General features: G+C 69.7%; 18 protein-coding genes. 9 read left to right on the top strand and 9 right to left on the bottom strand.

From position 1 onward, the window contains the following. Nucleotides 1–41 precede the first annotated feature (41 nt). Complete coding sequence (locus IEY84_RS00455; RefSeq protein WP_183541168.1) at nucleotides 42–908, top strand: glycosyltransferase; 867 nt, start codon at nucleotides 42–44, stop codon at nucleotides 906–908. Nucleotides 909–950: 42 nt separating this feature from the next. Continuing rightward, nucleotides 951–5,696, top strand: a complete 4,746-nt coding sequence (locus IEY84_RS00450; protein WP_221208408.1) for a DUF4082 domain-containing protein — start codon at nucleotides 951–953, stop codon at nucleotides 5,694–5,696. Here the strand turns inward: IEY84_RS00450 and IEY84_RS00445 are convergent. Further along, a complete protein-coding gene (locus IEY84_RS00445) occupies nucleotides 5,657–6,478 on the bottom strand; it encodes a cation diffusion facilitator family transporter (protein WP_183541165.1) in 822 nt (273 codons plus the stop codon). The two genes, IEY84_RS00450 and IEY84_RS00445, sit on opposite strands and share 40 nt — an antisense overlap. Further along, nucleotides 6,478–6,873, bottom strand: a complete 396-nt coding sequence (locus tag IEY84_RS00440) for an ArsR/SmtB family transcription factor (protein WP_183541163.1) — start codon at nucleotides 6,871–6,873, stop codon at nucleotides 6,478–6,480. The genes IEY84_RS00445 and IEY84_RS00440 overlap by 1 nt, the downstream gene beginning before the upstream one ends. A gap of 258 nt (nucleotides 6,874–7,131) precedes the next feature. Here IEY84_RS00440 and IEY84_RS00435 point away from each other — a divergent pair, with 258 nt between their 5' ends. The 7 genes from IEY84_RS00435 (at nucleotide 7,132) to IEY84_RS00405 (ending at nucleotide 14,918) form a co-directional block, all read left to right on the top strand. After that, nucleotides 7,132–8,211: a Gfo/Idh/MocA family protein gene (locus IEY84_RS00435; protein ID WP_183541160.1), complete on the top strand. Its 1,080-nt coding sequence runs from the start codon at nucleotides 7,132–7,134 to the stop codon at nucleotides 8,209–8,211. After that, entirely contained in the window at nucleotides 8,208–9,209 is a 1,002-nt protein-coding gene (locus IEY84_RS00430) for an NAD-dependent epimerase/dehydratase family protein (protein WP_183541157.1), read from the top strand. Before IEY84_RS00435 ends, IEY84_RS00430 begins: the two co-directional genes overlap by 4 nt. Before the next feature lie 103 nt (nucleotides 9,210–9,312). Next, nucleotides 9,313–10,467, top strand: coding sequence for a DegT/DnrJ/EryC1/StrS family aminotransferase (locus tag IEY84_RS00425; RefSeq protein WP_229788180.1), 1,155 nt, complete (start codon nucleotides 9,313–9,315; stop codon nucleotides 10,465–10,467). Then, a complete protein-coding gene (locus IEY84_RS00420) occupies nucleotides 10,464–11,132 on the top strand; it encodes an LbetaH domain-containing protein (protein ID WP_183541154.1) in 669 nt (222 codons plus the stop codon). The genes IEY84_RS00425 and IEY84_RS00420 overlap by 4 nt, the downstream gene beginning before the upstream one ends. Continuing rightward, complete coding sequence (locus IEY84_RS00415; RefSeq protein WP_183541151.1) at nucleotides 11,129–12,238, top strand: DegT/DnrJ/EryC1/StrS family aminotransferase; 1,110 nt, start codon at nucleotides 11,129–11,131, stop codon at nucleotides 12,236–12,238. Before IEY84_RS00420 ends, IEY84_RS00415 begins: the two co-directional genes overlap by 4 nt. Then, nucleotides 12,235–13,683 (top strand): oligosaccharide flippase family protein, encoded by a 1,449-nt coding sequence (locus tag IEY84_RS00410; protein ID WP_183541148.1) that lies wholly within the window; start codon nucleotides 12,235–12,237, stop codon nucleotides 13,681–13,683. Before IEY84_RS00415 ends, IEY84_RS00410 begins: the two co-directional genes overlap by 4 nt. Then, complete coding sequence (locus IEY84_RS00405) at nucleotides 13,680–14,918, top strand: glycosyltransferase family 4 protein (protein ID WP_183541145.1); 1,239 nt, start codon at nucleotides 13,680–13,682, stop codon at nucleotides 14,916–14,918. The genes IEY84_RS00410 and IEY84_RS00405 overlap by 4 nt, the downstream gene beginning before the upstream one ends. Here the strand turns inward: IEY84_RS00405 and IEY84_RS00400 are convergent. From IEY84_RS00400 to IEY84_RS00370, 7 genes are all read right to left on the bottom strand, one after another. Beyond that, the gene (locus tag IEY84_RS00400) at nucleotides 14,881–15,993 is read right to left on the bottom strand and encodes a glycosyltransferase (RefSeq protein ID WP_183541142.1); all 1,113 of its coding nucleotides are present in this window, start codon (nucleotides 15,991–15,993) and stop codon (nucleotides 14,881–14,883) included. The two genes, IEY84_RS00405 and IEY84_RS00400, sit on opposite strands and share 38 nt — an antisense overlap. Next, nucleotides 15,990–16,928, bottom strand: a complete 939-nt coding sequence (locus IEY84_RS00395; RefSeq protein ID WP_183541139.1) for a glycosyltransferase family 2 protein — start codon at nucleotides 16,926–16,928, stop codon at nucleotides 15,990–15,992. Before IEY84_RS00395 ends, IEY84_RS00400 begins: the two co-directional genes overlap by 4 nt. Then, on the bottom strand, nucleotides 16,925–18,250 hold the full coding sequence (locus IEY84_RS00390; RefSeq protein WP_183541136.1) for an O-antigen ligase family protein: 1,326 nt from the start codon (nucleotides 18,248–18,250) through the stop codon (nucleotides 16,925–16,927). The genes IEY84_RS00395 and IEY84_RS00390 overlap by 4 nt, the downstream gene beginning before the upstream one ends. Further along, complete coding sequence (locus IEY84_RS00385; protein ID WP_183541133.1) at nucleotides 18,232–18,957, bottom strand: hypothetical protein; 726 nt, start codon at nucleotides 18,955–18,957, stop codon at nucleotides 18,232–18,234. Before IEY84_RS00385 ends, IEY84_RS00390 begins: the two co-directional genes overlap by 19 nt. A 3-nt stretch (nucleotides 18,958–18,960) precedes the next feature. Next, nucleotides 18,961–19,602, bottom strand: a complete 642-nt coding sequence (locus IEY84_RS00380; protein ID WP_183541130.1) for a hypothetical protein — start codon at nucleotides 19,600–19,602, stop codon at nucleotides 18,961–18,963. Beyond that, the gene (locus IEY84_RS00375) at nucleotides 19,599–20,642 is read right to left on the bottom strand and encodes a GNAT family N-acetyltransferase (protein WP_183541127.1); all 1,044 of its coding nucleotides are present in this window, start codon (nucleotides 20,640–20,642) and stop codon (nucleotides 19,599–19,601) included. The genes IEY84_RS00380 and IEY84_RS00375 overlap by 4 nt, the downstream gene beginning before the upstream one ends. A 95-nt stretch (nucleotides 20,643–20,737) precedes the next feature. Beyond that, a complete protein-coding gene (locus IEY84_RS00370) occupies nucleotides 20,738–21,391 on the bottom strand; it encodes a class I SAM-dependent methyltransferase (RefSeq protein WP_183541123.1) in 654 nt (217 codons plus the stop codon). Nucleotides 21,392–21,488 lie beyond the last annotated feature (97 nt).

The following is a 21,488-nucleotide window of genomic DNA, read 5'->3' as shown; positions in this document are numbered from 1 at the left end:
CGCAGCGCTCGGACGACCGTCGGGCGGCAACTGTCGGTGGCATGACGAACGCGTGGGAGAGACGTGTGCCGGCCGCCGGCGTGGTGATCCCTGCGCACGATGAGGCGGCGGTGATCGAGCGCAACCTCCGGCTGCTCCTCTCCGGGGTGGAACCCGGTGTTCTCGAGGTCGTCGTTGTAGCAAACGGTTGCAGTGATGACACCGCCGAAGTGGCGCGCTCCGTAGGCGGCGTACGTGTCGTGGAGATCGAGGAGCCCTCGAAGGCTCGGGCGTTGATGGTGGGCAATGCGGCACTGAACCTCTTCCCGCGCGTGCAGGTCGACGCCGACTGCGCCATCGCCGGCCCTGATGTGCTTCGGATCGTGGAATCGCTCGCGCGCCCGGGGATCCAAGCCGCCGGGCCTGCGCGCAGAGTCGAGCTGTCCCGCTCCTCGAGGCTGGTGCGGGCCTATTACCGGGTCTGGGAGCGGCTTCCCCACGTACGACAAGGCCTCTTCGGCCGTGGGGTGATCGCGCTCAGCGAGGAGGGGCAGGCACGTGTTGACGGGCTCCCGCCCATGATGAGCGACGATCTGGGTGTCTCAGAGGCCTTCTCCCCCGAGGAGCGGGTCGTCGTCGACTCTGCTGTCGTCGTGGTCCGGGCTCCGCGGACCTTCGGGGACCTGATTCGGCGTCGCATCAGGGTGGCGACGGGCAACACCCAGGCCGACCGGGAAGGCGTACGCCCGCCGGGCGCGGGCACTTCGATCATGATGCTCGTACGCCTCGGCCTCGCCGACCCGAAGCTCGCACCCGACTTGCTGGTGTTTCTTGGGACGACAGTGGTCGCACGATCCATGTCACGGCGCCGCGTGCGCGCCGGTGACTACTCGACCTGGCTCAGGGACGAGAGCTCGCGCACCGCGTGAGCAGCCCACCATCGCTCTCGGCTGACGAAGGAATGTCGCCTCATGTTGAAGTCGATCCGGGGCCCACGGGGCCTGGCCGCAGGAGCTGCGTTGCTGATGGCAGCCTCCGGTCTCACGGTGATAACCGCCTCGGTCGCGAATGCGGCCGACCCGTGCGGACCCACCGGTAACGAGATCGCCTGCGAGAACAGCAAGCCGGGCACTCCGGAGAGCGTCTGGGAGGTCGACGGGGCCGGCGACGACTCGATCCAAGGGTTCGCGACGAACATGAGCGTCGACGCCGGAAACCGGATCGACTTCAAGGTGGACACGGACGCCGCCGCCTACACGATCAAGATCTACCGAACCGGATGGTATGGAGGAGACGGGGCGCGGGAGGTCGCGCAGGTGAATCCTTCTGCTTCGTTGCCGCAGAACCAGCCGAACTGCCTCACGCAATCGACGACCGAGCTGACCGACTGCGGCAACTGGGGCGTCTCGGCCTCCTGGAACGTCCCCTCGACAGCCGTCTCGGGGGTCTATGTTGCGCGGCTCCACCGCGCCGACCGCAACGACTCCAGCCACATCACCTTCATCGTTCGCGATGACGACGGCGACTCCGACGTCGTCTTCCAGACCTCGGACACGACCTGGCAGGCATACAACACCTACGGTGGGTCGTCCTTCTACCAGGGCGCTGACAACGGTCGCGCCTACAAGCTGAGCTACAACCGGCCGTTCGCGACGCGTGACGGGCCGGGCGGGCGGGACTTCTACTTCGCCAACGAGTATCCGGCGGTGCGGTTCCTGGAGCGCAACGGCTACGACGTCAGCTACATCTCCGGGGTTGACGCGGACCGTCACGGTGAGCTGCTGCTCAACCACGAGACGTACCTCTCCGTCGGCCACGACGAGTACTGGAGCGGTACCCAGCGGGCCAACGTCGAGGCAGCCCGCGACGCCGGCGTGAATCTGCAGTTCCTCAGCGGCAACGAGGTCTACTGGAAGACCCGTTTCGAGCCTTCGGTCGACAGCAGCCAGACGGCCCATCGCACGCTGGTCTCCTACAAGGAGACCTGGGCGAACGCCAAGATCGATCCCTCGTCGGAGTGGACCGGCACCTGGCGCGACCCGCGGTTCGCGGCCAAGAATCGGGGCGGCGGCCGCACCGAGAACGGGCTGACGGGCACGGCGTACATGGTCAACTACTCCGACCTCGCGATGAAGGTCACCGCGGCCGAGGGGAAGAACCGGCTATGGCGCAACACGTCGGTTGCCAACCTCACCTCGGGGTCGGCGACGCTGGCTCCGCACACGGTCGGTTATGAGTCCGACGAGGACCTCCTGAACAGCGAACGACCACCTGGGCTGGTGCGGCTCTCGACGACCACCGGTGCGGTCCCGGAGTATCTCCAGGACTTCGGCAACAACGTCGAGCCCGGTACGACCACCCATCACCTCACGCTCTACCGGGCACCGAGCGGCGCCCTGGTCTTCGGCGCCGGCACGGTGCAGTGGACCTGGGGCTTGGACGAGACCCACGACTCCGCCTTCGCCGAGGAGCCCGCCGACCAGCGGATGCAGCAGGCGCAGGTCAACCTGCTCGCCGACATGGGCGCCCAGCCGACCACCCTGATGGCCGGTCTGGCCGCTGCGACGGCGTCCACCGACACTGCGGGGCCAACGGTCAACGTCACCTCGCCGGCGAACGATTCTGTCCGGGCCAACGGATCCGTCGTGACGGTCAGCGGCACCGCTACCGACGCCGGCGGCGGACGTGTCGCGGGCGTGGAGTACTCCACCGATGGCGGAACCGTGTGGCGGCCCGCCGACGGGCTCGCCTCGTGGACCTTCTCCTACGTACAGCACGGCACGGGCGCCACGGCGGTCAAGGTGCGCGCGATCGACGACAGTGCCAACATCGGCACGACGGCGACCCGTTCGTTCGCAGTCTCCTGCCCGTGCAGCATCTTCGGGAATGCCACGCTGGCGCCCCCGGCTGTCCCGGCTGCGGCCGATCCCGGCGCCGCGGAGCTCGGCGTCAGGTTCTCGCCCACCAACGACGGGTTCGTGAGCGGCATCCGCTTCTACAAGGGGGTCGGCAACACCGGTACCCACACCGGAACGCTGTGGAGCACCTCCGGCGAGGCACTCGCCGCGGTGACGTTCTCGGGGGAATCGGCGACCGGATGGCAGCAGGCCACCTTCGCCAGCCCTGTCCCGGTCGCCGCCGGCCAGACGTACGTCGCCTCCTATACCGCGCCGCAGGGCCACTATGCGGTGCAGCAGTGGGCCTTCGCCTCCGACCCGGTCGACGCTGCGCCCCTCTTCGTCGAGGGCGGGTTCGGCGCGCCCGCGGCCGGTGTCTACAACGACGCAGGCAGGTTCCCGGACCGCAGCCACCAGAACAGCAACTATTTCGTCGACGTCCTCTACTCGGCCAGCGACGACTCCCCGCTGACCGCGACCAACCAGTGGCCGCTGGCGAACTCGTCCTCGGTCGCGCGCACCACCACGGTCAGCGCCCGGTTCTCCAAGCCGGTCACCGCGACCTCCGTCGGTGTGCAGGTCAAGGATGCCAACGGATCGGCGGTCGCGGGCTCGGTCGCGTACGACGCCACGACCCGCACCGCCACCTTCACCCCGGCAGCTGCTCTCGCCGGGTTCGTCAAGCACACCGTGACGCTGAGCGGCACCGACAGCCAGGGCAACGCTGTCACCAGCGGCTCGACGTGGTCGTTCACGACCGCACGACCGCCGGCGACACCTGGCGTCTGTCCCTGCTCGCTGTTCGACGAGGACACCGTGCCGACCGTGCTCCAAGACCCGGAGAACGCACAGCTCACCCTCGGTGTCCGGTTCACCGCCGACACGGTCGGTACAGTCACCGGCGTCCGCTTCTACAAGGGTGCGAACAACGCCGCGCCGCACACCGGCACGCTGTGGTCTGCGAACGGCACCGCGCTCGCCCAAGGCACCTTCACCGGCGAGTCCACCTCCGGCTGGCAGACGTTGGTCTTCGACGAGCCGGTAACGATCCAGAAGAACGTCGAGTACGTCGCCTCGTACCGCACCAACGGCTACTACTCGGCCACCCCGAACGCTTTCGCGGCCGCTGATCTGTCGAAAGGGCCGCTCCACGTGACCTCGACGGCCGGGGCGTACACCTATGGAGCGGGATTCCCCGCGGCATCGTCGCCATCGAGCTACCTGGTCGACGTCGTCTTCGAGAAGGGTGCGCCGAGTCTGGCGATCACTGCTCAGAGTCCCGCCCCGGGCGCGGTGTCGGTGCCGAGGGGCACGGACGTACGCATCACCTTCTCGAGCGCGATCGCCTCGGGCTATCAACTCTCGGTGTCGGGTCCCGGCGGACCGGTGACGGGCGCGACCACGCTCAGCCAGGCGGGCACCGAGCTCGCGTTCGACCCGGCAGGAGCGCTGCCGCCCGATGCGAGCATCTCGGTCGCCCTGACCGGAGTGACATCGGTCGAGGGCGCGAGCCTGGCGCCACAGTCGTGGTCCTTCCGCACGCGTCCGCAGGAGTCGGCGACCAGCCAGACCCTCTTCGGTGACCAGGTGCCGCAGACGCCGGCGGTCAGCGAGGCGTCCCCGGTCGAGCTCGGCACCGCCTTCACCCCGTCCCGAGACGGGCGCGTCACCGCGATCCGGTTCTACAAGGGTCCCGGGAACGGCGGGACCCACGTCGGATCGCTGTGGTCGTCGGCCGGCACTCGGATGGCGTCGGTGACCTTCACCGGTGAGACCGCCTCGGGATGGCAGGACGCGACCCTCAGTACGCCGGTAGCGGTGAGCGCCGGGGTGACGTACGTCGTCTCCTATCTCGCGCCGCAGGGTCACTACGCCGCGACCAGCGGGTTCTTCAACACCGCGTGGACCTCGGGCGACCTGACTGCACCTGCAACCTCCAACGGCCGCTATCTCTACGGAGCCGCGGGCGGGTTCCCGACCTTCGACTGGGGCGCGACGAACTACTTCGTCGACATCGTCTTCGAGCGGGACGCACCGACGATCGGCGTCACCGAGCGGGACCCGACCCCGGGCGCCACAGGGGTGGAGGCCGCGGTAGATCCCTCGATCACCTTCTCGTCGGCGGTGGCGAACGGCTGGAGCATGTCGGTGACGGCCAACGGGTCCTCGGTGGCGGGATCGGCAGCGCTGAGCGGGGACGGACGTACGTTGAGCTTCACGCCTACCTCGGCACTCCCGGCCGGGGCGACAGTGTCGGTCTCAGTCTCCGGCGTCGTCTCGACGGACGGGGCGAGTCTGCCCACGCAGACGTGGTCGTTCACCACCGCCGCGCCCGTTCCGGCGGAGGTCTCGCTGTTCACTGGTGTGACGCCGCGGACCCCCGCGACGTTCGACATCATGCCGGTCGAGGTCGGCACCGCCTTCTCGACGTCGGTGGCCGGCTCGGTGACGGCGATCCGGTTCTACAAGGGATCCGGCAACACCGGCACCCACACGGGCTCGCTGTGGAACTCGGCCGGCACCCGGATCGCCCAGGTGACCTTCACCAACGAGACGGCGACCGGCTGGCAGACGGCCACGTTGCCGACACCGGTCGCGCTCACGCCGGGGGCGACGTACGTCGTGTCCTACTACGCGCCCAACGGGCGCTACGCCTCGACGCCCGCGGCACTCAGCCAGCCGCGGACGGTCGGCCCACTGACGGCGCCGGGCGGAGCCAACGGCCGGTATCGGTACGGGAGCGGAGGGGGACTCCCGAACCGATCCTGGAACTCCACGAACTACTTCGTGGACGTGCGGTTCCGCCCGGCGACGGGATGAGTCGATGCCGATGGTCTGCCGACGTCCAGCACCTGGACGTCGGCAGTGCCGGGAGCGTCGGGGACACAGCAGGCATCGGCGCAGGTGGACTCGTCACAATCGCAGCCATCAGAGGCGGCGGTGTCCTGGTCGTCGGTGACCGCCACCGGGCCGCATGAGCAGGCCTCGCCCCGCCAGGCGTCCCGGCCCTCCTTGACCGCGACGGCAGCGATCACCAGACCGGCGATCGGGTCGGCCCATGACCAGCCGAGCGTCGCGTTGAGGACCAGGCCGACGAGCAGGACCGCCGAGAGATAGGTGCACAGCAGGGTCTGGGTCGAGTCGGCGACCACGGCGTTCGAGCCGAGCGCTCGGCCGGTCCGACGCTGAGCCCACGACAGGAACGGCATGATCAGCAGCGAGGTGATCGCCAGGCCGATGCCGACCATCGAGGTCTCCGGGTCGTGCCCGGTGATGAGGGCGCGCACCGACTCGAAGGTGACGTACGCGGCCAGGGCGAAGAAGGAGACGGCCATCAGCCGCAGCGCCTGCCGCTCCCGTGACTCCGGGAGTCGGTGACGGAACTGCCACAGGATGATGAGCCCGCTGGAGACCTCGACGACGGAGTCGAGCCCGAACCCGACCAGCGCGACCGATCCGGCGACGAGACCGGCGGTGATGGCGATGACGGCCTCGGCGCCGTTGTAGGTGACCGACGCCGCCGCGAGCAGCTGGGCACGTCGTCCGAGCCGCTTGCGGTCGGCAGCGGTCAGGTCCGTCTGGGCGTGGACATGGGCAGCCATCACGCCTCCTCGTGGGTCTCGGCGTGGACGGCGGCGATGCCGTGGCTGGGGCACAGCGTCACCGCGTCGCCGGTGAGCGCCAGGACCCGCTCCGCAGCAGCCAGCAGGTCCAGGACGGCCTCGCTGTGGGCGAGCGCGAACATCGACGCGCGCCCGACGGGGCGTGAGGTCACCAGCCCGCAGTCCTTCAGGCAGGCGAGGTGCTTCGAGACCGTGCTCTGCGCCAGACCGAGGTGGGCGGTCAGATCGACCACGCGGTGCTCGCCGAGGGCGAGGTGGCGCAGGATCGCCAGGCGGGAGGGATCGGAGAACCCGTGGAACAGACAGGCAGCAGCGCTCAGCGCCACCGCTTCGTCCGTGGGATCGGGAGTGCCCCGCGTCGTTGTCATCGCCATATAGCGATGATAACGCCATTGGGTGGATAGGTTGCAAGTGGCCAGTGCACAGATCGAACCTGATGCCGAGTCGGCTCGTTCTGACGCGCCGACTCGACCTTGGATCACGTCAGCTCGCGCCGACTCGGCGCGTTCGGTGCTGCCGTCCGGTCTCCCGAATAGAGGGGATAAGCCCGGTGATCGGGCGGGCAGGATCGGCGGATCGCGTGTGATCTACCCCGAAGGCATCGATCGCCGACGTGGGGAGAAGCACAAGTCATGACCGCACAGACGCCGCTGGGCGTGGCAGTGGTCGGGGCCGGCTACTGGGGGCCCAACCTGATCCGCAACTTCCGCAACGCACCGGACTGGAGGCTGGTCGCGGTGGTCGACCTGGACCTCGTCCGGGCGCAGGAGGTGATCGGCGGCAGCGCCGAGGTGCTGGCGACGTCCGACCTCGACGAGGTCCTCGCGCGCGAGGACGTGGACGCGGTCGCGATCGCCACCCCGGCGGGGACCCACCGAGCTCTGGTGGAGCGGGCGCTGCGGGCGGGGAAGCACGTGCTCGTCGAGAAGCCGCTGGCCGACGACGTGGGGTCGGGCCGCAGCATGGTCGAGAGCGCGCGCGCCAACGATCTGGTGCTGATGGCCGACCACACCTACTGCTACACGCCGGTCGTGCAGAAGATCCGCGAGCTGGTCGAGGACGGGTCGCTCGGCGACATCCTGTTCATCGACTCGGTGCGGATCAACCTCGGGCTTGTGCAGCCCGACGTCGACGTCTTCTGGGACCTGGCCCCGCACGACCTCTCCATCCTCGACTTCATCCTGCCCGGCGGGCTGCGCCCCACCGGGGTGGCCGCGCACGGCGCCGACCCGCTGCGAGCGGGCAAGGCGTGCGTCGGCTACCTGACCCTGCCACTGGAGGGCGGGGCGATGGCCCACGTCCACGTCAACTGGCTCAGCCCCACCAAGATCAGGCAGATGGTGATCGGTGGGAGCCGGCGCACGTTGGTCTGGGACGACCTCAACCCGCAGCAGCGGCTCAGCGTCTTCGACCGTGGCGTCGATCTGGTCCAGCAGAGCGTGGACCAGATCGAACGGGCCGACCGCGCCGCGGCGACCATCTCCTACCGGCTGGGCGACACCTGGGCGCCGGCGCTGCCCGAGTACGAGGCGCTCTCTCGGATGGTCGGCGAGTTCGCCGGAGCGATCCGCGAAGGCCGTACGCCGCGTACCGACGGCGCCTCCGGGCTCCGTGTCCTCTCCGTCCTGGAGGCGGCCCAGGCCAGCCTCCGAGCCCGTGGCGCCCTCGTCGAGGTCGCCGCCGAGACCCCCACCCTGGAGCTGATCCGATGACTTCCTTGCACGGCGCGAACGTCCTGGTCACCGGAGGTGCAGGCACGATCGCCTCCACCATCGTCGACCAGCTCCTCGAGGCGGGGGCCGCGCACGTCGACGTGCTCGACAGCCTGATCCGGGGCCGCAAGGCCAACCTCGACGAAGCCCTCGCCTCCGGCCGGGTCACCCTGGTCGAGGGCGACATCCGCGACCGCGACCTGGTCGGCGACCTCACCGCCGGCAAGGACCTGGTCTTCCACCAGGCCGCCATCCGGATCACGCTGTGCGCCGAGGAGCCGCGGCTGGCCAACGAGGTGCTGGTCGACGGCACCTTCAACGTGGTCGAGGCCGCAGTCTCCGCCGGCGTCGACAAGCTGGTCTACGCCTCCTCGGCCTCGGTCTTCGGGCTCGCCGAGGAGTTCCCGACGCCAGAGGGGCACCACCACAACAACAACGACACCCTCTACGGGGCCGCGAAGTCCTACAACGAAGGCCTGGTGCGGTCCTTCCGGGCGATGCACGGGCTCGACTATGTCGGGCTGCGCTACTTCAACGTCTACGGGCCGCGGATGGACGTCCACGGCGCCTACACCGAGGTGTTGGTGCGGTGGATGGAACGGATCGCCGACGGCAAGCCGCCGCTGATCTTCGGCGACGGGCGCCAGACCATGGACTTCGTCTGCGTCCCCGACATCGCCCGCGCCAACGTCCTGGCGGCGGCTTCCAAGGTGAGCGAGGGCGTCTACAACATCGCCTCCGGCACCGAGACCTCGCTGCTGGAGCTGGCCGAGGCCCTGCTGCGGGCGATGGACTCCCCGCTCGGCGTCGAGCACGGTCCGGAGCGGGCGGTCAACGGGGTCACCCGCCGGCTCGCCTCCATCTCCGCGGCCCGCGACGACCTCGGCTGGTCGCCGACGATCGGGCTCGAGGAGGGGCTGCGGCAGCTGGTCGAGTGGTGGGCGCCACTGCGCTCCGAGATCGCGGCCGGGCGTACGTTGCGGGGTGATGGCGCGTGACGCGGCGGCCGGCACCGCGCGACGTTCACCGAGTCACCTCGGTGAACGTGCACTTACTTCGTGGAACTCACCGAAGTAAGCGACGCTCGACCGAGGTACCTCGGTGAACGGCAACGGCGCGGACGGCAGCATGAGCCGCATCAACGTCATGCAGCCGTGGCTAGGCGAGGAGGAGGTCGAGGCCGTCGCCGAGGTGCTCCGCTCCGGCTGGGTCGCCCAGGGGCCTCGCGTGGCGGAGTTCGAGCGCCGCTTCGCGGAATCCCAGCAGGCTTCTCACGCGGTCGCCACCTCGAGCTGCACCACGGCCCTCCACCTGGCGCTGGTCGTGGCGGGGGTGAGCCCCGGTGACGACGTCGTCGTCCCGTCCTTCTCGTTCATCGCGACCGCCAACGCCGCGGTCTACGTCGGCGCCCGGCCGGTCTTCGCGGACGTCTCACCGGTCACCGGGAACCTCACCGCCGAGACCGTTCGGGAGGCGCTCACGCCGCGGACGACCGCGGTGATCGTGGTCGACCAGGGCGGGGTGCCGGTCGACCTGGACTCGATCCGGAAGGTCTGCGACCCGCTCGACATCGTGGTCATCGAGGACGCCGCCTGCGGTGCCGGGTCGACCTACCGCGGCCGTCCCGTCGGCGCCGGCGCCGAGATCGCGGCTTGGTCCTTCCACCCGCGCAAGATCCTCACCACCGGTGAGGGCGGAATGCTCACCACCTCGCGCGCTGACCTGGCCGATCGGGCGCGCAAGCTGCGCGAGCACGCGATGAGCGTCTCGGCCGCCGACCGGCACGCCAGCCTGGTCTCACCCGCGGAGTCCTATGACGAGGTCGGCTTCAACTTCCGGATGACCGACCTGCAGGCCGCGGTCGGCCTGGTGCAGCTCGAGCGGCTGCCCGAGGTCGTCGCCCGGCGCCGCGAGCTGGCCGCCGTCTACGCGAAGTCGGTCGCCGAGATCGGCGGGCTGCGGGCCGTGGCCGACCCGGCCTGGGGCACCTCCAACTTCCAGTCGTTCTGGATCGAGGTGGGCTACCCGTACGGACTGGACCGCGAGGGGCTCCTGACCGCCCTCGCCGAGGCCGGGATCTCCGCGCGCCGCGGGATCATGGCGTCGCACCGGCAGCCTGCGTACGCCTCGCCGTCCCTCAGCCTCCCGGCCACCGAGCACCTCACCGACAACACCCTCATCCTGCCGCTCTTCCACCAGATCTCCGACTCGGAGCAGGCGCGGGTCATCGACGTGCTCCGGGGGGCAGGTCGATGACCACGCTCGTGCTCGTCGCCGCCGGCGGGTTGGCCGGTGAGGTCGCGGCGGCGGCCCGGTCCGGCGAGCTCGGCTATGACGAGATCGTCGCGGTCGACGACGACCAGGAGCGCTGGGGCCAGATGATCGGCTCCGCCGACGGGACCGGTGGCGTCAAGGTGATCGGCCCGGTCGAGGTCGTCACCGACTGCGGTGACGACCTCGTCATCTGCGCCGGCGCCGGGTCGACGCGGCGACGCATCCATCGCCGGCTCAGCGGTTACGGGGTGGCATCCGATCGCTACGCGACCATCCTCCACCCCACCGCCTCCGTGCCGCCCGGCTGCGAGGTCGGTGCCGGGACCGTGCTGCTGGCCGGGGTCGTGCTGACCGCCGGCGTACGCGTCGGGCGACACGTCGTCGCGATGCCCAACGCGGTCCTCACCCACGACGACATCGTCGGCGACTACGCGACCGTCTGCGCCGGGGTCACCCTCGGCGGCGAGGTCGTGATCGGGGAGGCCGCCTATCTCGGGATGAGCTCGTCGGTGCGTCAGCGCACCGCCGTCGGAGCCGACTCCGTCCTCGGCATGGGGGCGGTCCTGCTCGAGGACCTGCCTGCCGGGGAGACCTGGGCCGGAGTGCCTGCCCGCCCGCTGAACTCACGTCAGGAGCTGATCTGGTGAAGGTGCCGTTCGTCGACCTACGGTCGCAGCACGAGGAGGTCGAGGATGAGGTACGCCTCGGTCTCGACAGCGTGTTCGCGCGCACCGCTTTCGTGGGCGGGCCGGAGGTGACCGCGTTCGAGAACGCGTACGCCGCCTTTGTCCGGGCCGACCACTGTGTCGGCGTCGGCAACGGCACCGATGCGCTCGAGCTCGCCATGCGTGCTGTCGGAGTCCGCCCTGGCGGAGAGGTCATCCTGCCGGCCAACACCTTCATCGCCACTGCGGAGGCGGTCAGTCGGATCGGCGCCACCCCGGTGCTCGTCGACGTCGACGAGGAGCACCTGCTCATCGATCCGGTCGCGGCCGAACGGGCGATCACCGCCCGCACGCAGGCCATCGCGCCGGTCCATCTCTTCGGTCAGAGCGCCTTCGTCGAGCGGCTGACGCCGTTCGCTGACGCCGCCGGGATCCCGATCGTCGAGGACGCAGCCCAGTCCCAGGGCGCCAGGCGTCTCGGGCAGCCCGCTGGCTCGCTCGGACACGTGGCCGCCACCTCGTTCTACCCGGGCAAGAACCTTGGCGCCGCAGGCGACGCCGGCGCGGTCACCACCGACGACCCCGAGGTCGCACGGATGGTCCGGGTGCTCTCCTCGCACGGCTCGGAACGGAAGTACGTCCACGAGGTCGTCGGCATGAACTCCCGCCTCGACACCGTCCAGGCCGTCTACCTCTCCGCCAAGCTCGCCCGACTGGAGAAGTGGAACGAGCTGCGCTGCCAGGCCGCCGACCGTTACCGGACGCTGCTCGCCGACGTCCCCGGCGTGCGGGGCCCGGTCAGTGCCGACGGCAACGAGGATGTCTGGCATCTCTACGTCGTCCGCGTCGCCGAGCGCGACCGTGTCCTCGCTGCGCTGGCCGAGGCCGGCATCGGCGCCGGGATCCACTACCCGACACCCGTGCACCTGACCGCGGCGTACGCCCATCTCGGTCTCCCCGAAGGCAGCTTCCCCGTGGCCGAGCGGACCGCCGGCGAGATCCTCTCCCTCCCGATGCACCCACACCTCACCCCCGAGCAGCAGGAGTACGTCACCGGCGCGCTCGCTGAGGCGGTGCGCGGGTCGTGACCACCGGGGCGGACGCCCCTGCAGAGCCGGAGGCACCCGGCCGCGCCGGGCGGGCACTGGGTTGGAGCTTCCTCAACGTCGCGGTCGGCCGGTTCGGCACCATCGCGATCGGTATCGCGCTGGCGCGACTGCTCGGGCCCGAGGAGTTCGGCACGTACGCCGTCGCCTTCGTCGCCCTGATGGCGATCCTGAGCTTCAACGAGCTCGGCGTCAGCCTCGCGATCGTTCGCTGGCAGGAGGACCCGGCCGAGATCGCGCCCACCGTCACAACGATCTCGCTCGGGATGAGCGCGGTGCTGACCGTGGCCGCGATGGTCGCGGCACCGTGGTTCACCAGCGCGATGGGGGCGCCCGAGGCGACCGGGCTGGTCAGGCTGCTCAGCCTGTGCGTGCTCATCAACGGGTTGGTGGCGACCCCGGCGGCGCTGATGCAGCGGATGTTCCGCCAGGGGCAGCGGATGGTCGTCGATCAGGTCAACGTCTGGGTCGGCGCGGTGGTCTCGGTGGTCCTGGCGGCGCTCGGGATGGGTGCGCTGTCGCTCGCCGTCGGGCGGCTCGCCGGTGCCGCGGTGAGTGCGGTGCTCTTCCTCCGCTACTCGCCCTTGCCCTACCGGCTCGGTCTCGACCGCCGCTACGTGAACGGCCTGCTCGCCTTCGGGCTTCCGTTGGCAGGAGCGAGCGTGGTCGTCTTCCTGGTCGGCTTCCTCGACCAGCTCATCGTCGGACGACTGCTGGGCGCGGTGATGCTCGGCTACTACGTCCTCGCCACCAACCTGGCCAGCTGGCCGATCACCCTCTTCTCCCAGCCGATGCGCAGCGTCGCGCCGGCTCTGTTCGCAAGGCTGCAGCACGATGCGCTCCGTACGCGCGAGGCGTTCGGTCGGGTGCTGCGGCTGCTGGCGGGCATCGCCTTGCCGGCGTGTGCTGCGATCGCAGCCACGGCTCCCGACCTCGTGCGCTTCGTCTACGGCGCCGAGTGGGCTCCGGCAGGGGAGGTCCTGCACTGGCTCGCGATGTTCGCCGCGCTCCGGATCCTCTTCGAGCTCGCCTACGACTACGTCGTCGTGCTCGGTCGCTCCAACGCCATCCTCGCCGTCCAGATCGTCGGCATCTTCGCGCTCGCCCCGGCACTGTGGGTGGCGGTCGGTTGGCGAGGCATCGACGGAGCCGCCCTCGCTGTCGTGGCAGTCGCCGTGCTCGTGACCGGGCCGATGTATGTACGTCTCCTCCGGCTCTCCGGCATCCGCCTGGGGTCCCTCGTGCGCGCCCTCGTCGTGCCCCTGCTCGGCGCCGTCGTCTGCTATGCCCTCGGCCTGGTGGTCGCCGCCGGCGTCGAGAGCCCGTTCCTCACCCTCGCGGCCGCCGGCACCGCCACCCTGGCTGTCATCGCTGTCCTGCTCTGGTGGCATCGCGGCGACCTGCAGACCTTCAGGAGCCCTGGATGAGGATTCTGGTCTACCCGCACGCGATGGAGATCGGTGGCAGCCAGACCAATGCGATCGAGCTGGCCGCCGCCGTACGTGCCCTCGGCCACGAGGTCGTCGTCTACTCGCCCGACGGGGTCCTCGTGGACCGGTTGCCCGATCTTGGTCTGGAACGTCTCCCGAAACGCTCCTCGCGCATTCAACCAGGCCCGGCCACGGCGTCGGACCTGCGGAGGATCGTTCGCGAGCGAGGCATCGATGTCATCCACGGCTACGAGTGGCCACCCATCCTCGAGGCGTACGCCGCTACGACCGCTCTGCCCGGCGTCGCCTGCGTCGGCACGGTGATGTCGATGTCGGTCGCGCCGTTCATCCCCGCCTCCATCCCGCTCGTCGTCGGTACCCGGACGATCCAGACCGAGACCCAGGCCGTACGTAGCGGCCGGGTCCACCTCATCGAGCCCCCTGTCGACACCGAGGCGAACAGCCCAGAGGTACGCCCGCCTCCGCCGGCGTCGCTGACTGATCTTGACCCTGCGACGCTTCGACTCGTTATCGTGTCCCGTCTCGTGCCCGACCTCAAGCTCGAAGGCATCCTGAGCGCCATCGCCGCCGTCGCCACGCTGGCCGAGACCGGTGCCGTGCAGCTCATGATCGTCGGCGGGGGAAGCGCCGAAAAGCAGGTGCGCACGGCCGCGGCCACCGTCAACCGACGCGCCGGTCGCGATCTCGTCGTGACCGCGGGGGAATCCCAGGATCCCCGATGGGCGTACGCCTGGGCCGACATCTGCCTCGGCATGGGCGGCTCCGCGCTGCGGGCGATGGCGTTCGGCAAACCTCTGGTCGTCCAAGGCGAGGACGGTTACTTCGAGCTTCTCGACGAGCACTCGCTGCCGGGTTTCCTGCGCCACGGCTGGTATGGCCGTGGACGCGGGCAGGCGGCCGGCCCGGCGAACCTGATCGCTGCTCTCAAACCGCTCCTCGACGATCCAGCGACCCGCGACCAGCTCGGCGGGCTCGCCCGGCAGACGGTGACCGAACGCTTCAGCCTCACCGCCGCCGCCCAGGTCCAAGAAGCGATCTACCGGTCCGCCCTGGACGGGTCAGCCGCACCGTTGCGGCATACCGCTGACTCCGTGCGCGCGTTCGCCGGCCTTGCCGGCTACAAGGTCCGTCGTCGGGTCGAACGCCTCCACGGGGGCTCGGCGACCGACGACTTCAACGCCTCGGCGCGTACGCCGGCTCGATCCCGCTGACCCGGAGGAACTCGTGCGCCCGCTCCGACCACGCGTGCGCGGCGGCGAACCGTCGGACCGCGTCGCGGTCGACGGTGCTGGTCGCGGCATCGCGGACCCTGTCGACGAACGATGCGGTGTCGTCGGCCGTACGTACCCACGGGCAATCGAGCAGACTGGTCCCGGGAAGAGGCGTCGAGACCACCGGCCTCCCGGCACTGAGGTACTCCAGCGTCTTGAGCGGGAAGCTCGCCCGGTTGAACCCGTCGACGACGTACGGCGTGATCCCGACGTCGATCGCCCTCAGGAACCCGGGCAGCTCCTCGAAGCCACGAGCCCCGACCCACTGCACGTTCGGCAGCGCGATGAGCCGGTCGAGCCGGGAGGTCTGGAAGTCACGCTGTCGAGGTCCGACCAGCAACAGCGACATCCCTGAATGCGCGACGGCCTCCAGCAGGGAGACGTCCACTCGTGGCGAGAGCTGGCCGACCAAGCCCGCCACCGGCAGAGGAAGGCGGACGAGAGGGTGTGGGGGCAGCTCATCCGTCCGGGAGAACGCGTCCGGGTCGCATCCGTTGGGCAGCACGAACGACGAGGTCACGCCGAGTCGGTCCAGGATCACCTGCGACACTGCGCCGACGACGTCCGCCTCGTGCACGCGACGTGCCTCGAGAGATGCGATCCGCCGCGGTGACTTCTGCATCAGGACCGCACCGGCAACGAAGTCGTCGGTCGGATAGTAGATCCGTCGGCGGCTCTCGATGAGGTCCAACGGCGGGTGCGGCGACGTCGACACGAGCACGATCGGCTGCCCTGCCGGAACGGCGTTGCGGAGAGCCCGGCCCAACCATGCGTACGTCACTCGGTCGATCCCCGCACGATCAGGGCCAGGCAGGCCGACCGTCCTCAGTCTCGACACGCCCGCGACCTCGGTCCCCAGCAGCACAGAGCCCGGCCTTCCCGCCCGCAACGGAGACTGGGGCGGATCGACCCACAGCACACGTACGTGGCGAGACAGGGCGGTCACCAGATGCCGGTCCGTGCCGCGAATGCCGTCCCAGGTGACGCCCGCGAGCCAGACGAGTAGTGGACTCATCGAGGTAGCAGCCTCTCCGAGCAGCCCAGCTCGGCCGGACGCCGCCGCTTCAGGAGAAGAGCAGCCAGGCTCGTACGTGACGGCGCGCTGCCTCGCACCACCCAGGACACCTCACCGAGCGTGATCAGGGCGAAGTAGAGCGCGGACGCAAGCGGCCCGTGGCGCCGCCGGAACAATCGGACCCGATTGACTACCTGCATCGCGTGGGTGCGGCCGGAACGGCCCGAGCCGCCGCCGATGTGGGTGCACACCGCAGTGGGCACGTAGCGGGTCACCAGCCCGATATCGCGCGCCCGCAGACACAGATCGGTCTCTTCGGAGTAGAGAAAGTAGCTCTCGTCCCACCCGCCGAGCCGGTCGTGGCACTCCCGGGAGACCAGCAGCGCAGCACCCAGCGCCCAGTCGACCACCCCCGCTGAGGAGTAGGCGACGGGATCGCTCACCTTCTCGGTGAGCCGGTGCGCGCCCGTGCGGCTGAGCCCCAGCGCTCGCCCGAGTGACGGCTCGCGCCGCAACGACAGCGACGGCCGGCCGTCCGCCTCCAATACACGCGGCGCCACGATCCCGACCGCCGGGTCGGCGAGTGCCCCGACCATCTCGGTCACGGCGTGCTCGTGCAGGCGTACGTCCGGGTTGAGCACCAGGATCGGCCCGGAGCCTCCGAGCGTCTCGACACCGAGGTTGATACCAGCCGCATAGCCGACGTTCGCCGTCTCGACGACCTCGCAGTCGTCGCGCTCGCGCAGCCGGGCACAGGTGCCGTCGGTGGACCCGCAGTCGACCGCCACGACCCGCGTCGAGAGGTCACCGCTCGCCGCCGGGATGCTGTCGAGCAGAGCATCGATCACCTGCTCGCTGTTGTGGGTGACGATGACGATCTCGATGACGGTCCGCGAGGAGGACGGGCGTCGCTTGTCGAGGGATGCGCTGGTCATGACGGAGCCGTTCGGACGTGAGGGACGGGGTCAGAAGCGGCGTGCTCGAGGTCGTTCTCGCGAACGAGTCGCCGGAGAGCACCGGTGATGCCGAGCACCAGGAACAGCACGCCGGTGGCGGTCGGGAACGAGAGACCGTCGTACGTCCCGAGCCCGAGCGCGGCCGCGGCCACCGCGCCTGCGAGGGCTTGGGAGAGGTTCCGGTCGGCGGATCGGATCGCGGACCGGCCGTTGCGCCAGGAGACCACGAAGGCGGTGCCGAGGAGGATCAGGAAGGCGGCGAGGCCGACCGAGCCCACCTCGATGACCAGCAACAGGTACTGGTTGTCGAGGATGCGATAGCTCGGCAGGAAGGTCGAGAAGCCCCGCCCGAACCAGGGGGCACGCTCGACGAACTCGCCGACGAGCACGTACGAGTCCGTCCTGGACTTCACGCTGCCGTCCTGGCCGAAACCGGTGAAGAGGCCGGTGAGACTGCCGATCATGCCCGGGATGATCATGGCCACCACGGCGGTCAGCGCCACCATCGCGATCCCTACCGCGATGCGGGCGCGGACGGACCAGGTGGCGACGAGCACGAGGAGGCCGATCACGGCGCAGAGCAGGGCCGATCGCGACCCGGACACGATGATGCCGAGCGAGATCGCCATCAGGCTCAGGGCGGGGATCAGCTTGCGGTCGCTCGCGCTGTCACGCAGCGTCGCCACCGCCAGCGGCAGGACCGTCGTGAGGATCGCCCCGAACTCGATCGGATGCAGGGCTGTTGCGGCGGGACGTGCGAATCCTGACCGCGTTGCCAGGTCGCTCAGCGGAAGGTTCGCGCGGAGCCCGGGGATGGTGAAACCCCGGATCAACGCGTCCTGGGCGAAGAACTGCGCTACGCCTAGCAGCCCGATGAGGGCGGCACCGATAACCAGGCGGCGGACGATCTGATCGAGTCTGCCGCGGTTGGTGATGCCGTCGTGTGCGAGCAGCGCCACCCCCATCCAGCCAGCCAGCGAGATCATGCCGAGCGTCGCGGTGCTCGACTCGGCGCCGTCGATGGGTCGTGACATGGCGAAGGCGTAGCTGACCAGGAGAGTCAACGCGAACGCGATCAGGGCGAACCTGACCGGTTGCAATGCGGGAGGCGGCGCATGCGGACGCTGGAGCTGGTGGCACACCCACCATCCGAAAGCTCCGACGGCGACCACCTGGGCCGGCGCCCCGGCACCCCCCAGGGGACCGATGACGTAGCGTGATTCGATCGCGAGCAGGAGGAACACGAAGACCGTCAGGCAGGTGACCGCGTCCACCGGCCGGGTCACTGTCGGGCTCGCCACCGTTGCTCCGGCGAGCCGTTCAGATCGACCACCCTTCCACCGTGATCCGGTTCGGGCTCGAGCCTCGGCGGCTGGCCGCCCGATCCCTCATCGGCCTTCTCCTCGCGCATCGAACGCCGCCTCAGCAGCCCGTCGACGCTCGAGACGAGCATCGCAGTGAGCACCAGCAGGGCGACGGCGATCATCGCGAGCGTACGGATCCTGGTGCTCTGGATCGGCTTGGGGTCGAGGCCGGTGGCGACGACCAGATGGGTGATCCGCGTCTTCGGACTGATCCCGACGTCCTTCTGCAAGGCGGTGAGGGTGCGTGGAAGCAGGTCCATGACCGCGGCGAGCATCGCCTCCGTGTCGGCAGGGGTGGCCGCCATGGCGGTGATGACGATCGAGGGAGCGCTGGTCGCCCAGTCCGGTTCGACCAGGTATTCGGCGCCTGGAGCCTTGGCGCGTACGTCCTCCGCGGACTCCTCGGACATGAGCGCATTGACCAGCACGTCGGCGGTCTGCTTCAGACTCCCCATGCCCAGATACCTGTTCTGGTTCGGCTGCTCGGGATCCTTCGGCGGAATGAGCACGACGCTGGACTTGAGCTCGTAGTCGGCAGGAATGACGAAGGTGGCCCCGACGAGGGCGACGGCCGACACGATCAGGCAGGCGACCAACAGGACCCAGCGGCGTACGGCGATGGCGAGGAGTTCCTTGAACAGCACGGCCTAGTTCCTGTCTCGTCGGGGTTTGCGTAGTTGATCGAGCCCCACAGCCGCTGCGCACGTCAGCACCGTGCCCACGACCGCGACGGCGCCGGCGGCTCGGCCGCGGTGGCCGGCCATCCTCAGCACCGGCGCGCGCCGCGGGTGGGCGCGGGCCGTCACCCGGTTGCGGTCGGGCAGTCCGTGCTGCAACGTGGCGAGCGTCGCGAAGATGTCATCGACGGCTGCCTCCCTCGCCTCGACGACTTCGTCCGTGCCGGAACCCGCGACATGGACCGAGAGTGTGGGTGCGTTGAAGTTGTAGTTCCACTGACCGCCGGAGTTCGGGAGCCGGATGAGGACGCCGTCGCGTTCGCCCATCCCCACGAGGCTCACGTCGCGACTGGTCTCGGCGCGTCCGGTCCGGTCGGAGTTGACCATCCGTTCGATGAGACCGACGAACGCGATCAAACCGTTCGACGTGCTCAGGATCGACGGGTCGGTCGCCTGCCACTCCTGCGGCGCGACGAAGATGACATCCACGCGGGTGCTGTAGACATCTGGTCGCTGTACGACCGCCAGCATGGCGCCGACCGTGACCACGGCACCAAGGAGAACCAGGACGTATTGGCGCAGCAGTACGGGTCCCAGCTGGGCCAGTGTCATGGCGTCCCTCTCGTGACCAGCCGACGGCGGCGGCGCCGCGCCAGCTCGAAACGGGCGCTGGTCGACCTGGCGATCGCCATCGACCGCTTCTCGGCGTGCAGGAGGCCGGCGAGGGCCCAGCCGGCGGGGTCGTCCGCGGTCAGTACGACGTCGGCGACGGTACGGACCGATGTGCCGAACCGTTCCTTGTAGTCGGCGTGCCCGGCGCCCCAGTCGATCGCGCAGATCTCGGGGTCGGCACAGGCGTCCTCGAGCATGCGGCGCAGCGTGTAGTAGCCGACACGGTCGGAGGCGTGCTCGGGGACGAACCCGGGGGAGCCGATCGAGAGGATGCCGGATCGGACCACGCCCCACCAGAACGCCACGGGTCGCTCATCGACGTACAGCATCCAGGCGCGCAGCCACCCAGCCTCACGGGCACGTTCGAGCAGGGCCTGCTGGATCGCGTCGTCGGCCAGGCTGATCCCGAGCTTGCCCTGATAGGACTGCTCGGCGACCGCCATGATGTCGTTCGTCGATCTCGGGTGGTGCTCGGGATCGTCGAGCCTGCGGAGCGTCAGTCGACTGCCGTAGGTTCGCCGGAGCTTGTTGTCGTCGAATCGCAGCTGGCGCCGTGACTTCGTTGAGCGCTGGGCGAGGAGAGCGTCGTAGGAGTCCGGAAGGTCCGTACGCCACAGCGGGACCGCGCCCCGTACGGCCCGCCGTCGTGCCGGCACGGCCGACAGCGTCTGGAACCATTCGCTGTCGATGTCGACCTTCTGCACGATCGCGGCCGAGGTGTCCGTGTCGCGGAGAGCGACCAGGAGTGCGCGAAGCAGGTGCTCACGGTCTTTCGTGCCGCGGGCGCCGAGCACACCGTCGAAGGAGACCACCAACGAAGCCGGACGGACCGTGCCGGTCCAGACCCGCAGCGGTGTACGCGCGTGGCGAGCGACGAGGAGCGCGTCGTGGTCGTCCGTGGCGAGATGGATGACGTGAGGGCGGTCCGCCGTCGGTGACACCTCGACCACGGTGGAGAAGTAGTCGACATCGGTGTCCACGCCGGTCGCGCCTGCGACATCCCATATCGGTCGAAGACTGTCGACCTCGGCAGCTGTTCGTGCGACGGCGAGGACGCCTTCCGACACCGGGCCGCTCACGTCTTCACCGCGATGATCGACTTGGTGAGAGCGACGAAGCGCTCGCGGCGTACCTCCGACTGAGGGAAGAGATGACGGAGCTCGGTCACGCCGACCAGCTCGACGGAGAGCACCGAGCTGGTCATCGACGCCGCGTCCTGCGTCGGCGTGTGCACCAGCTTCCAGCGCCGGCCGATCGCTACCCGGGCCGCGACCGGGAGGAACTGGAAACCCGGGAAGAGCCAGTGCGGCTCGATGGGGAAGTAGCGGTAAGGGGTCTGGATCCAGTGCCGGTCAGCGAGGCTGTGCACGGTCTCCGCGAACCGCTGGCGCCGCTCGGCACCGCCGACGTGCTCCAGGACCGCGTTGGAGTAGACCAGGTCGGCACGCAGATCGCGCAGTTCGGCCGGGAGCGCACAGGCATCCGCGTAGCGGGCCTCGATCCCGTCGACCTGCTCACCCTCCGGCTCGAAGGTCAGCACGGTCACCCGGCGCGGCCGGATCGGCGCCCGCTGCCAAGCGCTCACGGTGCCGCCGAGGTCGATCACGTGCATCTCGGCGAGGTCGGGGTAGGTCGCGCTGAGATTCTCCCAGCGCCGGAGCCTGAACCGCTCGGCCAGGGACGTCGGTGAGTCGACGAGCTGGTTGCGGATGGTGGATCCGATGCTCATCCGGCGCTCACCGGCGAACAGGGGCTGACCAGGCGTGACTCCATGTCAGGAACGGTATGGAGCCGCCCCGGAGCGGCACCTCACTCCACCGGCAAGG

The organism is Nocardioides albus (assembly GCF_014648255.1).
Classification (GTDB): Bacteria; Actinomycetota; Actinomycetes; order Propionibacteriales; family Nocardioidaceae; genus Nocardioides; species Nocardioides albus.
The sequence above is the reverse complement of the archived record's forward strand: the minus strand, read 5'-3'. Positions and strand labels throughout refer to the sequence as shown.

Bases quoted from the DNA above. Each gene is read 5' to 3' on its own strand.
- IEY84_RS00420 (WP_183541154.1), top strand. From the start codon at position 10,464: ATGACCACGCTCGTGCTCGTCGCCGCCGGCGGGTTGGCCGGTGAGGTC.
- IEY84_RS00405 (WP_183541145.1), top strand. From the start codon at position 13,680: ATGAGGATTCTGGTCTACCCGCACGCGATGGAGATCGGTGGCAGCCAG.
- IEY84_RS00455 (WP_183541168.1), top strand. From the start codon at position 42: ATGACGAACGCGTGGGAGAGACGTGTGCCGGCCGCCGGCGTGGTGATC.
- IEY84_RS00370 (WP_183541123.1), bottom strand. From the start codon at position 21,391: ATGAGCATCGGATCCACCATCCGCAACCAGCTCGTCGACTCACCGACG.
- IEY84_RS00435 (WP_183541160.1), top strand. From the start codon at position 7,132: ATGACCGCACAGACGCCGCTGGGCGTGGCAGTGGTCGGGGCCGGCTAC.
- IEY84_RS00440 (WP_183541163.1), bottom strand. From the start codon at position 6,873: ATGGCGATGACAACGACGCGGGGCACTCCCGATCCCACGGACGAAGCG.
- IEY84_RS00400 (WP_183541142.1), bottom strand. From the start codon at position 15,993: ATGAGTCCACTACTCGTCTGGCTCGCGGGCGTCACCTGGGACGGCATT.
- IEY84_RS00450 (WP_221208408.1), top strand. From the start codon at position 951: ATGTTGAAGTCGATCCGGGGCCCACGGGGCCTGGCCGCAGGAGCTGCG.
- IEY84_RS00395 (WP_183541139.1), bottom strand. From the start codon at position 16,928: ATGACCAGCGCATCCCTCGACAAGCGACGCCCGTCCTCCTCGCGGACC.
- IEY84_RS00380 (WP_183541130.1), bottom strand. From the start codon at position 19,602: ATGACACTGGCCCAGCTGGGACCCGTACTGCTGCGCCAATACGTCCTG.
- IEY84_RS00445 (WP_183541165.1), bottom strand. From the start codon at position 6,478: ATGGCTGCCCATGTCCACGCCCAGACGGACCTGACCGCTGCCGACCGC.
- IEY84_RS00430 (WP_183541157.1), top strand. From the start codon at position 8,208: ATGACTTCCTTGCACGGCGCGAACGTCCTGGTCACCGGAGGTGCAGGC.